14 protein-coding genes are annotated in these 11,985 nt (G+C 64.6%); 5 read left to right on the top strand and 9 right to left on the bottom strand.

Annotated features, from left to right (window positions below):
• Positions 1-39: 39 nt before the first annotated feature.
• The 4 genes from AKL02_RS08750 to AKL02_RS08765 are packed head-to-tail and all read left to right on the top strand — an operon-like array spanning position 40 to position 2,747.
• Positions 40-474, top strand: coding sequence for a c-type cytochrome (locus AKL02_RS08750; RefSeq protein ID WP_083075547.1), 435 nt, complete (start codon positions 40-42; stop codon positions 472-474).
• 1 nt (position 475) lies between these two features.
• The gene (locus tag AKL02_RS08755; protein WP_083075550.1) at positions 476-1,846 is read left to right on the top strand and encodes a multicopper oxidase family protein; all 1,371 of its coding nucleotides are present in this window, start codon (positions 476-478) and stop codon (positions 1,844-1,846) included.
• A 22-nt stretch (positions 1,847-1,868) separates the two neighbouring features.
• Positions 1,869-2,306 (top strand): c-type cytochrome, encoded by a 438-nt coding sequence (locus AKL02_RS08760; RefSeq protein WP_165756927.1) that lies wholly within the window; start codon positions 1,869-1,871, stop codon positions 2,304-2,306.
• Positions 2,307-2,312: 6 nt separating this feature from the next.
• Positions 2,313-2,747 carry a c-type cytochrome gene (locus AKL02_RS08765; protein ID WP_083075553.1) on the top strand — a complete coding sequence of 145 codons (435 nt, stop codon included), beginning with the start codon at positions 2,313-2,315 and terminating at the stop codon, positions 2,745-2,747.
• A 563-nt stretch (positions 2,748-3,310) separates the two neighbouring features.
• Here the strand turns inward: AKL02_RS08765 and AKL02_RS08770 are convergent.
• The gene (locus AKL02_RS08770; protein WP_083075556.1) at positions 3,311-3,685 is read right to left on the bottom strand and encodes a group I truncated hemoglobin; all 375 of its coding nucleotides are present in this window, start codon (positions 3,683-3,685) and stop codon (positions 3,311-3,313) included.
• 77 nt (positions 3,686-3,762) lie between these two features.
• The gene (locus AKL02_RS08775; RefSeq protein WP_198453273.1) at positions 3,763-5,208 is read right to left on the bottom strand and encodes an FAD-binding oxidoreductase; all 1,446 of its coding nucleotides are present in this window, start codon (positions 5,206-5,208) and stop codon (positions 3,763-3,765) included.
• 220 nt (positions 5,209-5,428) lie between these two features.
• Here AKL02_RS08775 and AKL02_RS08780 point away from each other — a divergent pair, with 220 nt between their 5' ends.
• Positions 5,429-6,118 carry a winged helix-turn-helix transcriptional regulator gene (locus AKL02_RS08780; RefSeq protein ID WP_083077793.1) on the top strand — a complete coding sequence of 230 codons (690 nt, stop codon included), beginning with the start codon at positions 5,429-5,431 and terminating at the stop codon, positions 6,116-6,118.
• A gap of 85 nt (positions 6,119-6,203) precedes the next feature.
• Here the strand turns inward: AKL02_RS08780 and AKL02_RS08785 are convergent, their stop codons facing one another.
• The 7 genes from AKL02_RS08785 to AKL02_RS08815 all read right to left on the bottom strand — a co-directional run bounded on the left by AKL02_RS08785 (position 6,204) and on the right by AKL02_RS08815 (position 11,894).
• Complete coding sequence (locus AKL02_RS08785) at positions 6,204-7,775, bottom strand: oleate hydratase (protein WP_083077794.1); 1,572 nt, start codon at positions 7,773-7,775, stop codon at positions 6,204-6,206.
• A 478-nt stretch (positions 7,776-8,253) separates the two neighbouring features.
• Positions 8,254-9,573: an MFS transporter gene (locus tag AKL02_RS08790; RefSeq protein ID WP_083077795.1), complete on the bottom strand. Its 1,320-nt coding sequence runs from the start codon at positions 9,571-9,573 to the stop codon at positions 8,254-8,256.
• Positions 9,574-9,577: 4 nt separating this feature from the next.
• Positions 9,578-9,745, bottom strand: coding sequence for a hypothetical protein (locus AKL02_RS08795; protein ID WP_165756972.1), 168 nt, complete (start codon positions 9,743-9,745; stop codon positions 9,578-9,580).
• Positions 9,742-10,134, bottom strand: a complete 393-nt coding sequence (locus AKL02_RS08800) for an SHOCT domain-containing protein (RefSeq protein WP_232621746.1) — start codon at positions 10,132-10,134, stop codon at positions 9,742-9,744. The genes AKL02_RS08795 and AKL02_RS08800 overlap by 4 nt, the downstream gene beginning before the upstream one ends.
• Before the next feature lie 34 nt (positions 10,135-10,168).
• Positions 10,169-10,945, bottom strand: coding sequence for an anti-sigma factor family protein (locus tag AKL02_RS08805; protein ID WP_108722370.1), 777 nt, complete (start codon positions 10,943-10,945; stop codon positions 10,169-10,171).
• The gene (locus tag AKL02_RS08810; RefSeq protein ID WP_232621747.1) at positions 10,942-11,466 is read right to left on the bottom strand and encodes an RNA polymerase sigma factor; all 525 of its coding nucleotides are present in this window, start codon (positions 11,464-11,466) and stop codon (positions 10,942-10,944) included. The genes AKL02_RS08805 and AKL02_RS08810 overlap by 4 nt, the downstream gene beginning before the upstream one ends.
• Before the next feature lie 56 nt (positions 11,467-11,522).
• On the bottom strand, positions 11,523-11,894 hold the full coding sequence (locus AKL02_RS08815; RefSeq protein WP_078547140.1) for a COG4315 family predicted lipoprotein: 372 nt from the start codon (positions 11,892-11,894) through the stop codon (positions 11,523-11,525).
• Positions 11,895-11,985: the final 91 nt, after the last annotated feature.

An 11,985-nucleotide genomic window follows, 5' to 3' on the forward strand; every position in this document is an offset into this window, starting at 1 on the left:
GCGCCCGCAATCCGGGCGCATGATCGAACAGGATACTCTATGAAACGCTATATTCTCTCTGCCGCCGTCGTTGCGGCCCTCGCCGCGGGCGGTTGGCTCGTGATGCAACCCGACACCGCGAGTGAGGCAGAGGCGGCTACGCCTGCCAAAGGCGATCCGCTTGTCGCTGTTACCTTGCCGAATACGCTCTCCGAACAGGCCCAGATGGGCAAACGCGCTTTCGACGCGACCTGTGCGGCCTGTCACGGCGCGAATGCCACCGGCAAGATGGGTTTCGGCCCGCCCCTCGTTCACAAGATCTACGAGCCGTCCCATCACGGGGACATGGCCTTCCAGGCCGCCGTTCAGGCGGGCGTGCGCGCGCATCACTGGAAGTTCGGCAACATGCCCCCGCAGGAGGGGCTGACCCGTGGCGACGTCGCCAATATTGTCACTTACGTGCGCGAATTGCAGCGCGCGAACGGGATCGAGTGAGATGCAGAATTTCCAACTGACCCGCCGCGCGGTCCTTGCCGGAATGGGGGCCACGGCGCTGACAGCGCGCATGGGTAGGGCACAGACCGCCCCGACGCCGCTGACCGCGCAGCGCGCCATGGCCCAGATCGCCCCCGAGGGCTATCCGCAAACCGAGGTCTGGTCCTATGACGGCACGCTGCCGGGGCCGCAGCTGCGGGTGCCGCAAGGCGCGCGCCTGCAACGCCGCTTCGTCAACAAACTCGATGTGCCAAGCTCGGTGCATTGGCACGGCATCCGCATCGACAACGCGATGGATGGCGTGGCGGGGCTGACGCAAGACGCGGTGCCGGCCGGCCAGACCTTCGACTATGATTTCGTCGCGCCGGACGCGGGCACCTATTGGTATCACGCGCATACGAATTCGATGGAGCAGGTCGCGCGCGGTCTCTCCGGTGCGCTGATCATCGAGGAGCCCGACGCGCCGGATGTCGATCGCGACGAGGTGCTGCTGCTCGACGATTGGCTGCTCGATCCCGAGACCGCGCAGCTCGAGCAGGATTTCACCCATCCGATGGACCTCAGTCACGGTGGGCGCTTCGGCAATCTGGTCGGAACCAACGGGCATTACGCCCTGACCCTGACGGCGAAACGCCACGAGCGGTTGCGGCTGCGCCTGATCAACGCCGCCAATGCGCGGATTTTCGTGCTGCGTCTGACCGGTCTTACGGGCTGGCAGGTGGCGCTGGACGGGATGCCGCTGCCCGCGCCGGAGCCCATTCCCGAGGAACTGGTCCTCGCGCCCGCGCAGCGCGTCGATCTGATCGTCGATGTCACCAGTGACGGGGCTCAGGCGGCGATCGAGCGGTTGGGCAATGACGACCAATGGCACAGCCAGGTCGCGTTCGAGATTTCAGGTGAGGCAAGCCGCTCGCGGCGTGACGCGCCTGCGCCTTTGCCGCCCAATCCGAACATGGCCCCGCCCGATCTGACGCAGGCCCGCCCGCTGGAGATGAAGATCGAAGGCGGCGCGATGGGGCGGATGTCGCGCAACCAGATGCAGGGGCTGATGCAGAGCGGCAATTTCTGGACGCTCGCAGGTAAGCCGGGGCCGGGGGATGCGCCGTTTGCGCAGCTGTCACGGGGCGAGCCGGTGCGGCTACGCTTCGTCAACGACACCGCCTTCCCGCATGCGATGCACCTGCACGGGATGCATTTCCGCGAGGTGCTTGAGGATGGAAGCCTCGGTCCGATGCGCGACACGGTGCTGACCTTTGCCGGACGTAGCCACGAGGTCGCGTTCACCGCCGACAATCCGGGCAAATGGCTTTTGCACTGCCACATGCTCGCCCATGCGGCGGCGGGGATGTCGTCCTGGATCGAGGTGACCTGAGATGACGTTGAAAGGAGTGACTATGAAACAACCCCTGATGACGACCCTGTTCCTGCTCGGCTGGGCGCCGTTGGCGTTCGCGCATGGCGGGGTGGAGGATCCGCAGGTTCTCGCACGGATGGAAGGCATGAAGCGGCTCGGGACCGAGATGAAGCTTCTGAGCACGATGGCGAAGGGCGAGAGAGACTTCGAAGCCGAGAAGGTCCGGCGCGCGATCACCCGGATCGAGGCCGAGGCCGGACAGATTCCGGTGCTTTTCGAGCCCGAGGCGCAGGACCCGAAATCCGAGGCCCATCCGTCGATCTGGGACGAATTCCATGACTTCCGCGGTCAGGCGCAGGCGCTGGAGAAAGCGGCCGGTTCGCTCTCGGAGCCGATCGAGTCCCGGCAGGCGCTTGGACCTGCTCTCGTCAAGCTCGGGGTGACCTGCAAGGAGTGCCACGACGAGTATCGGGAGTAAGCGGCGATGCGAATTGAAGCCGTAGGTCTGGTTGCCGTGGTCTTGCTCGGGGCAGGGGGCGCGCACGCCGCCAGTCTGCTCGACGGCCGCGATATCGCGGCGGGCAAAGCTCTTTATGCGCAGAACTGCGCGAGCTGCCATGGCGCGCAGCTCGAAGGCCAGCCCGATTGGCGCGAGGCGGGACCCGACGGCGTTCTACCCGGCCCGCCGCATGACGCGAGCGGGCACACTTGGCACCACGAGACCGCGTTGCTGTTCGATTACGTCAAGCAGGGTGGGGCGGATGCGCTGGCCGCGCGCGGGGTCGCCGATTTCCCAAGCGGGATGCCGGGTTTCGGCGGAACGCTCGATGACGCGCAGATCCTCGATATCCTGGGCTTCATCCGATCGACATGGCCCGAGCGGATGCAAGCGGTGCAGGCGGCGCGCGACGCTCAGTAAGCCACCGGCGCGGCTCCGTCGCTCCGTGCCGCAAATGTGCCTCGGAGCGTGCCGCGTTTGTGCCTTCGGGAAGTGAAAAAAGAAAGCCCGGAGCGAACTCTGGGCTTTTCTCTTTGAAGTCAGTCTTTTGCGAGAGATTTGGCCCCGGCGGTAGGGAGCGGGGCTGTCTTGGATTCAGTCTTAAGGATTTGAAGTCGTTAAGGATTTTCTGCGTTGTCCGTGGTTTTTGCCACAGTTGGATGTCCTGCGGATAGGTGCGCGATTTCGGCGCGGCAAGGTATTTTCGGTAGTCCGATCACGCTATCGAGCCGAAAAATCGCTCGGCTTGACAGAAGGGTTGGCTTAGCTGCGTTCACCAAGTGTTCTTAGCTCATCTCGAGATTAGCTCCGGCCAGCCAGAAGGTGCCAGTCGAATTGAAGTCGAAATGCCAATACTTCGAGGTATTGGTCGCCTGAGCTTGGCACGCCGAGTGTCAGTGCCGACTAACCGGAGCGTAAAAGGCAGCGAGGTTCCCGTAGCTGCGTCCGAATATTGACAACACAGCCACCCCGGTCGAACACGTTCACTGGTTCGTAATGTCGCCCTTGAGAGAATAGCCGATCATCAGCACGTCCTTGCGGGTCATCTCGTCGACCTCATGCGCGGCGAGGACCGACATGATGTCGTCGATTGCGGCCATGTATTCGCCGGTGCTGATATTCATGCCGCGATGCGCCGCCACCATGTCGCGCCCGGTATATTGCTCGGGGCCGCCACTGCCTGCGCCGAAGAAAGCGCAGAGTTGGGCCTTGGCGTCGTTCAGGTCGTCTGGCCTTTCGCGGTATGGCAGGAAACGGGCGCTGATTGCGGGGTTTACCATATGCGCCTCGAGGACATCGTCGACGAGCGCCTTGATCCCGGGCTTTCCGCCCAGCCGGTCGTAGAGGGTCTGTTCCATCGCTCTTGCTCCTTGTTCGCTATCCGAAGTGTTTGCTGCTTTGACCCCGGGCGCTGGGTCGCGCCCGGGATGAGGGCTCATTGCGCGGCCTGCTGCACACGCTGCGGCTGGATGTTGTGATTGACCCGGAAGAGGTTCGTAGGGTCGTAGCGTGCCTTGATCTCCTGCAACCGGTTGAGGTTGCCGCCATAGGCCTCGGCAAGGCGATCCGCGTCATCCGCTGGCAGGAAGTTCACGTAGACACTGGGTGCCGCATCCATTGCCGTTGCGTTGAACAGGTCGCGCGCCCACGCGATGCAGGCCTTGTCCTTCGTCGCGTCGTCCCAGCGGGTGTGAACGTTCATGGTGAAGTGGCTGTCGCGCTGCGGATAGGCGGTCGCGTCCGATGGCACGCGAGCCATCGCGCCGCCGACATGGGCGATGAAGATCTCGCATTGCGGATCGGGAAGCTCCTCGACCGCGCCGAGTATCGCCTCCATCGTGCCGGGGCCGAGCTTCAGGAAGTCCCGGCTCTTCCAGTAATTGCGCGCGCCGGGCGTCAGCAGCGGATCGAAGGCCGCCTGCCAGCCGGTGAAGGGATGCGGGCCGATCACATCGACAATAGGCGTGCCGAGGGCTCGCAGCTCGCGCATCGCCTCTTCGCCCTTGGCCATGTCGCCGACGTAACAGGCCGCGAAGATCAGCACCTCTCGCCCGTGCCAGTCTTCCGGCAGGAAGGGCAGGGGCGGCGCCTTGCGCAAGACCGACCAGACCGTCAGCTCGTCCGGGGCCTTGTCGCATATCTCCTGAAACTTCGGCAGCAGAGTGGCCGCCTCCGCGAAGGGATGGATGACGAGGCCGGACAGAACCTCGGTACCGATGGCGTGGCCCTGGAATTCGAAGGAGGACACCACCCCGAAATTCCCGCCCCCGCCGCACAGCGCCCAGAAAAGGTCCGGATGCTCCGTCTTCGACGCCTTGACGCAGCGCCCATCGGCCAGCACCACGTCGGCCGACAAGAGGTTGTCGACCGTCATCCCGTATTTCCGGGTGATCCAGCCGAAGCCGCCACCAAGTGTCAGCCCAGCGATCCCGGTTGTCGAGTTCACGCCGACAGGCACGGCAAGCCCATGCACCTGCGACTCGCGATCGACGTCGCCCAGTGTCGCGCCCGGCTCGGCCCGGACGGTCCCGGCCTCAGGATCGACGTGAACCGAGCGCATGCCCGACAGATCCAGCATCAGCGAGCCGTCCTCGACTGCGAGACCGGCAATCTGGTGACCGCCGGACCGAACGGCCATCCGAAGCCCTTTATCCTTGGCAAAGGCGACCGCGGCCTGAATGTCGCTGGCTCCCATCGCATGCACGACGAGCCCCGGTTTGCGATCGATCATCCCGTTCCAGATCGACCGCGCGGTGTCATAGCCCTCATCTCCCTCGATCAGGGCCTTGCCGCGCAGGGCGGCTCCAAGGGCCTCCCGGTCCGCGCCGGTGATCTTCTTGCGCGTGCCGTCCAGCCCGTTCATTTCAATGATATCCGACATGTCTTCCTCCCTGTGAGATCATGGCGCACAGCGACGCGATCCACCCCTCGCGCGTCTGCCGCGTTCGATTGTTTGCGGTTCTGAAAGGATGAGCGCGCCGCGAGTCTCAAACCAGTGGCGAAACTGGACCGGCCCGCTCGGGCACAGGGTGCGGGCACAGAGTTGGATACAAGAAGCGCAATTTGCGCTATGCTGGGAAAAGCCATGGAGGAGATCTCCGATGTCCAACGCCAGCTATTTCCAGTTCTGTCCGGTCGCGATGGCCGCCGAAATCCTCTGCACCCGGTGGACGATGGTCCTCGTGCGCGAACTCGTGGCCGGATCGACCCGCTTCAACGATATCAGGCGAGGTGTCCCGCGCATGTCGCGCACGCTGCTTGCGCAGCGCCTGCGGGAACTGGAAGCGGCAGGAATCGTCGAGAGACACCCGGTCGAGGGCACTCAAGCCGTCGACTACCTTCTCACCGATGCGGGAGAGGACCTGCTGCCGCTTGTCGAAGCCTTCGGCATCTGGGGGCAGAAATGGGTGGAATCCGAGCCGTCTCTGGAGCGCCTCGATGTGTCGCTGCTGATGTGGGACATGCGCCGCAATCTCGATCCTTCACCGCTTCCTCCGGGCCGGACTATCCTGAATTTCCACTTCCCCGAGCTCGCGGCGTCAAAATCCTCATGGTGGCTGATCGTGGAGGCGAGCGGCGATGTCGATCTGTGTCAGGTCGATCCGGGGTTCGATGTGGACCTCTTTGTCACGACGGATTTGCGTACGATGACAGAGATCTGGATGGGCCTCACGACCGTGTCGAAGGCCGCCCGCAAGCTCGACCTTATCGGGTCCCGAGACGTGGTGGCGTCGATGCAGAAATGGCTGGGCCTCAGCCCCTTCGCTGCCGAGAAGAAGCTGGCCTCCTGAGCCGCGTTGCCGTTCCGGTCAGCGCGTCGCCGACGGCTGTGGCAGACCGAGCCGGCATCGGCCACAGGCCGCACGTTCTGAACGGCTACATGCCCATCAGCACCCGCGCGGCGTTGAAAAGCACTTTCGGGTCGAGGTCCGTGCGTGCGACCGGCGGGGGAGGTGTGATCCGTCCCGTCAGGCTCGCCACCGCGGCCCGGGCCGAGCGGACGGAATATTCCACCGTGAAGACGCAATCGCGCGGGAGTTCGCAGAATTGCCCGATGATCGCGAAGTTGCTGGCGCCGCTGGGTCGGGTGTCGGGGCGATCCCCGGGCTGACGCGGCATGAACTGGCTGGTGATGAACGGCATCCGGCAGGGGATCACGCGGGCGGTCTTGAACCAGCCCTGCTGTTCGGGCGTCAGGCCCATATGGCCGAACAACTCGGTCAGGATCTCGTCGCCGGTCGCCTCCCACATCGGTTTTGCGGTGAAGTCGCCGGGACGATCTCCGCGCAGGCCATATCCCCAGAAGACATAGGTGCCGTGTTTCTGGCCGCGGAAATGGGGTTGGTGGAAGAGCACGATCGAGAGCGTCCAGCCCGAATCCGCGAAGGTCACCAGCCCGCCCGTGCCCGTGCGGTTGCCGGTGAAATCCTCCATGAACTCGAAGAAATCGGGGCTGTCGAGCGTGACCGTGAAAGAATGCCACGCGGTTTTGTCAGTCTCGCTGCAGAACACCTCCGGGCGGCCGAAGCCCTCATGCTCCGCCGCCAGCTTTCGCCACAGCGTCCAGGCGCCGCCCTCGTGGTCATCGCGGCTGGGCGCGCGATCGTTCGTCCCCGTCACCGAGGCATCGGTCATCGACCCTAGCGTGAGATAGACCTTGTCGGTCTCGGCGACCGGGATCTCCTCGCCGCTGGCAAAGGCCAGCGCGCTGACGCGGCGGTCCTGCCGCGTGCCCTCGATCCGCACGTCGACGACCTGCGTGCCGGTGACGATTTGCACGCCTCGGTCGCGCAGCCAGCTCACGATTGGTGCGATAAGGGAATCATACTGATTATAGCGCGTGCGCAGAATGCCGGCGATCCGGGTGAAACCGGGAAAGAGATGGATGAAGCGTCGCAGGTAGCGCCGCATCTCGACCACGGAATGCCATGGTTGGAAGGAGAACATCGTCGACCACATCAGCCAGAAGTTGCTGTCCAGAAAGTTGGGCTGGAACCAGTCCTCGATCGTTTGGTTGCCGAGAGATCCTTCGCGATGCAGGATCAGGCGGTTGATATCCACGATGTCCTGCGCCGTGAGCGTGAGGTCAAAGCGGTCCTCTGCGGGTTTGCCGTCGCGCACGATACGGCAATTGGCCGAGCCGGGCACCATGCGGTTGAAGGCGAAGATGTCCTGTGCTGCCGAGGTGGCGGGATCGTCCGCCGAGGGGATCGAGCCGAGCAGATCGAACGTGCAGGCGAAATGCTCCTCGAACATCCGGCCACCGCGGACGAGATACCCGTCCTCGCCATCGCCCGATCCGTCCAGCGAACCGCCCGCGGTGCCGAGTTGTTCGTAGACATGGATCGCCGCGCCATCCACGCCCGCGTCGCGTAGCAGAAAGACCGCCGTGGCAAGGCCCGCGATGCCGCCGCCGACGATGTGATGTCGTTCCGTTGTCGCTTCCATCGCCGAGCCTCGCTCTCTGCAGTCCAGATTTTCCTCGCCGCCGCCGAAATCCTTGGCGACACGGCGAATTCTTGCATTTTATGAGAAACGGACGAAGAAGATAGCTCGCCGAGTTTACGCCTGCTCCGCCCGCTTGCATGGTGATCAGGGAAGGCACGTCATGCGGCGGACTGCCCAAACTGTCTGAGCATGGGACCGGCCATTCGTACCGGGTGCAGCCAATATCCATGCTCTCCCTTTGGCGAGAGGGGAAATCTCGGTAGAGAGCCGACATTCGGCAGAAGCGCAGCGAATGACCGAAAACCGCCCTTCCCTTCAGGTGCTGCGAACGGCCCAAAATGGCCGTTAATAATTCCTGCGGCAGAAGACCGATTGCTGCATGGTGAAAATGTTATCCCGCAATTTTCGATCTGCCGCGAAGCCTCTGTCTGGTCGTCGGTGCGGTCGCGTGCGACTGCCGCTCGCGACCGCCTGAGCCTCAGAAGCGGGTGCCCCAATGCGGGTGAAGGTCGTCGATCACCAGCGGATGGCGATGCGTGCGATGGCCCTGAAGATGCGGATGATCCGGCGAGAGATTGTCGTGACGATGCTCCAGCGTGACCGGATCGCCGGAGGGCCAGACGCGCAGCGCCACGATCAGGCCGAACGTCGCCAACCCTGCGAGCCCGAGAAGCGCAGTGACCGCGCCAAACTCAGTCATCAGCCAGCCGGAAAGTGGATAGGTCATCAGCCAGCAGGCATGGCTCAGCGCAAATTGCGCGGCGAAGAGGGCCGGTCGATCCTCGGAGTGCGAGGACCGTCGCAGCAAGCGACCCGACGGTGTCAGCACTGCCGAATAGCCCAAGCCCGTCGTCAGCCATGCCGCGAGCAGCAGAGGCCAGCTCAGCCCGATGGCCGAGATCGCTACGGCAAGGCCGAGGAGCGTGCCGATCATCACGGCTGCACCGGACAGCATCACCGGGCGATCCGGCACGCGCTCGAGCAGGCGCGGGAGGCCTAGCGCCGCCAGCATCGACCCCGCCCCAAAGGCGAACATTGTCCAGGCCAGATCGCTGTCCGAGAGGTTGAGCCCGCCGCGTACCAGTACGACCGAGTTCACCAGCACCATCGCGCCCGCCGCGGCCGCGGCAAGGTTCACGGCCAGAAGTCCCCGCAGTCGGGGTGTCGCAAGATAGATCCGGATGCCGCGTGTGGTCCGGTCGTAGATGCCGCGCCGGGTTGCCGCCTGTGGGCTCGGCAGGGTCACCGACACGACCAGCAGCGCCGAGCCCGCAAACCCCGCGACCGTGCCGAGAAACAGGCTATTGTAGCTCATCACCGCCAGGAGCAGCCCGGCGAGCGTGGGACTGACGATATTCTCAAGGTCATAGGCCAGTCGGGACAGGGACAGCGCGCGGGTGTAGCGCTCTTCTTCCGGCAGCACATCCGGCAGCGTCGCCTGAAATGTCGGGGTGAAGGCGGCGGAGGCCGATTGCAGGAGGAAGATCAGCACATAGACTTGCCAGACCTCGGTCACGAAGGGCAGTGCCAGCGCCGCGCAGGCGCGGACAAGGTCGAGCGTGACCAGAAGCGCCCGTCGGTTCACCCTGTCGGCGAAGGCGCCTGCCACCGGCGCGATGCCGACATAGGCGACCATCTTGATCGTGAAGACCGTGCCCAGAACCATCCCCGCTTTGTCCCCGGCCAGATCATAGGCCAGCAGCCCCAGCGCCACCGTGGCGAGCCCGGTGCCGAGAAGCGCTACGATCTGCGCGGCGAAGAGATGGCGATAGGTTCTGTCTGCGAGGATATCGAGCATGGGCTCATGAATAGCTTGAAATGGCCTTGCGGTCCAAGCGACCGATCTCGGTCTTCGGGTCGCGGCCCTCACCCAAGCGGTCATGGGAAGGGGCCAGCTTGGCGCCCGGTAGATCGCGCCCGACGACTCGCAACTGTTCGCCGAGGCTGATCTCCGAGCGCAGCCCGGTCATTCTTCGAGCGCTTTTCGGCGGGCCTGATATTCCTCGGGATCAATCTCTCCCTTTGCAAGGCGTTCCTTGAGAATGTCGAGGGCGGTGCTCTGGCTCCGGCCCGGTCCGCGCTCCATCAACCAGCGCACGGCAAGCACGGCAAGGACGATGAGCACGCCCCAGAACACAACCATCATACCTACGCCGAAGAAACCGTAGCCTTCGCCCCACATCATCGGATGCCCGTAATAGCCCTCTGCGTAGCCGCCCGGCGCATCGGCGAAAGCGACTGCCGGGACAAGGGGTGCGAGACATGCAGTGAAAAGAGAAAATTTCGTCATAGTCGCCTCCACGCGTTTGTTTTGGCGTCGATACACCTTTGATGAATGGCCGACATTGAGCCAGATCAACGGCGCGCTCCGAAGGATGCCACAGCGCAAAAAATCATTGGTTGAAAGCGAGTTGCCGGTAGGCGGCCTCGGCCATCGGCCAGAGCGCGGTGCCGCTCAAAGGTGCGGACAGGGCGAAGCCGTAGCCCCGATCAACCCAGATCAGACTCGCCACACCATCCGCTCCCTCGGTCAGGCGAAACGCGGTTTCTCCGGTGGACAGCGCCGTGACATAGAGCGTCAGCCGCGCCCCCGCTTGGGTTTCATACATCAGCTGCGCGGCGGGGCCTTGATCGGCGGGCAGCAGGCGCCCGCCCACGAGGCTGTAGCCCTGCGCCGAGAGGTCCGGGGCGACGAGTTTGCGGTCGAGCCGCTTCGTCAGCCAGGCCATCAGGTGATCGCGCTCCCGTGCGGCGACTTCGACCGGATGAACGACCTCTACCGTATAGACCGCATGGGCGACCTGTGCCTCGCGGGCGAGCTCTCTCAGTGGGGCGGTCGGTGGGGCGCTCCCATCCTGACGCGCCAGCCCCCAACCGGCGCCAAGCCCTGCGGCAAAGAGCGCCAAAGCGGCCGCCATCCGTGTCCAGTCCGGTCGGGTCGGGGTGGCGACACGCAGCCGCGCCGGGATAGGTGCAGCGTGGATCGGGGAGAGGGCCGCGCGCAGGGCGTCGCGATCGGCGCGCATCGCGGAGAGTCTCTGCGCCAGCGCAGGGTCCTCCGCGAGCCTCGCCTGCACCCGGGTGCGGGCTTCGGGAGGGAGCCGATCGTCGAGATAGGCGTGCAGCTCCGCCTCGTTCAGCATGTTGGCGTCCACATGGGGATCTGTCATTTGAGCCTCCGCAGATGGGGACGGCGCGGGCGGTCGGGGCGGTCATGGCCGGTCATCTCGCGCAGCGCCTCGCGGCCTCGGGCAAGGCGCGACATTACCGTGCCCTTGGGCAGGCTGAGGATCCGGGCGACCGCGTCATAGCTGAAATCCTCCACTCCGACCAAAAGCAATACCTCCTGCTGCTCGATCGGCAGGCGTGCCAGAGCCCCCAGCACATCGCCGAGAAACACGACCGTCTCGGCATCGACCGTCGTCCCGGCGAGATCGTCGGGATCGACGGCACCCGCCTCGGGGCGCCGCGCGCGATGACGATGCGCATCGTGGTAGAGGTTGCGCAAAATGCGAAACAGCCAGGCCCGCAGCTTGTCCTCCGAGCGCAGCAGGTGCCAGCGCGTCAGCGCCCGCGCGAGACAGTCCTGCACCAGATCATCCGCCGCATCGCGCTCGCGGGTCAGCGCGAAGGCGAAGCGGCGCAGCGCGGGGATCTGCGCCTCGATCAGATGGCGGGTGCGAAGGGTCACACGGGCGGGCCTTGTTCGACCGGGCGGCCTCGATGGGACGCCGCCCGGAGATTGCGTCAGGGCTGGGCGACCTTCCAGGCGCCGTTGGCGACGCCATCGCCGGTCACGTCGCCCGGCTTCATGTCATTCTTCCAAGTATACAGCGGTTGGCCCTTATATGCCCATTGCTTCGTGCCATCGTCGCGGGTGATCACGCTCCAGTCGCCCATCGCCTGATCTTCGGCGGTGGCCATCAGCGGCGGCCAGTTGGTGGCGCAAGGACCGTTGCAGGCGGACATGCCCTCGCTGTCCTTGGCGAAAGTGTAGAGCGTCATGCCCGCGGAATCGACCAGCGTGGGCCCCTTGGCGGTGTCGGTGACACTGGCGGGATCGGCTTGCGCAATGCTCGCGGCCAGCAAAACGGCAGTGGTCAGCAGAAATCGTTTCATCTTCCTCTCCTCTCGGAATTGGGTCCTGTAGGGAAGAAGACGACCCCGGCGCGGGAATAATCCCGGCCGGGGCAAAAAAATCTGAATTGTG

The sequence above is a fragment of the Thioclava electrotropha genome (assembly GCF_002085925.2).
Lineage (GTDB): Bacteria > Pseudomonadota > Alphaproteobacteria > Rhodobacterales > Rhodobacteraceae > Thioclava > Thioclava electrotropha.

Excerpts from the sequence above, each read along its gene's own strand:
- AKL02_RS08750 (WP_083075547.1), top strand. The coding sequence starts at position 40 with ATGAAACGCTATATTCTCTCTGCCGCCGTCGTTGCGGCCCTCGCCGCG.
- AKL02_RS08755 (WP_083075550.1), top strand. The coding sequence starts at position 476 with ATGCAGAATTTCCAACTGACCCGCCGCGCGGTCCTTGCCGGAATGGGG.
- AKL02_RS08760 (WP_165756927.1), top strand. The coding sequence starts at position 1,869 with ATGAAACAACCCCTGATGACGACCCTGTTCCTGCTCGGCTGGGCGCCG.
- AKL02_RS08765 (WP_083075553.1), top strand. The coding sequence starts at position 2,313 with ATGCGAATTGAAGCCGTAGGTCTGGTTGCCGTGGTCTTGCTCGGGGCA.
- AKL02_RS08770 (WP_083075556.1), bottom strand. The coding sequence starts at position 3,685 with ATGGAACAGACCCTCTACGACCGGCTGGGCGGAAAGCCCGGGATCAAG.
- AKL02_RS08775 (WP_198453273.1), bottom strand. The coding sequence starts at position 5,208 with ATGTCGGATATCATTGAAATGAACGGGCTGGACGGCACGCGCAAGAAG.
- AKL02_RS08780 (WP_083077793.1), top strand. The coding sequence starts at position 5,429 with ATGTCCAACGCCAGCTATTTCCAGTTCTGTCCGGTCGCGATGGCCGCC.
- AKL02_RS08785 (WP_083077794.1), bottom strand. The coding sequence starts at position 7,775 with ATGGAAGCGACAACGGAACGACATCACATCGTCGGCGGCGGCATCGCG.
- AKL02_RS08790 (WP_083077795.1), bottom strand. The coding sequence starts at position 9,573 with ATGCTCGATATCCTCGCAGACAGAACCTATCGCCATCTCTTCGCCGCG.
- AKL02_RS08795 (WP_165756972.1), bottom strand. The coding sequence starts at position 9,745 with ATGACCGGGCTGCGCTCGGAGATCAGCCTCGGCGAACAGTTGCGAGTC.
- AKL02_RS08805 (WP_108722370.1), bottom strand. The coding sequence starts at position 10,945 with ATGACAGATCCCCATGTGGACGCCAACATGCTGAACGAGGCGGAGCTG.
- AKL02_RS08815 (WP_078547140.1), bottom strand. The coding sequence starts at position 11,894 with ATGAAACGATTTCTGCTGACCACTGCCGTTTTGCTGGCCGCGAGCATT.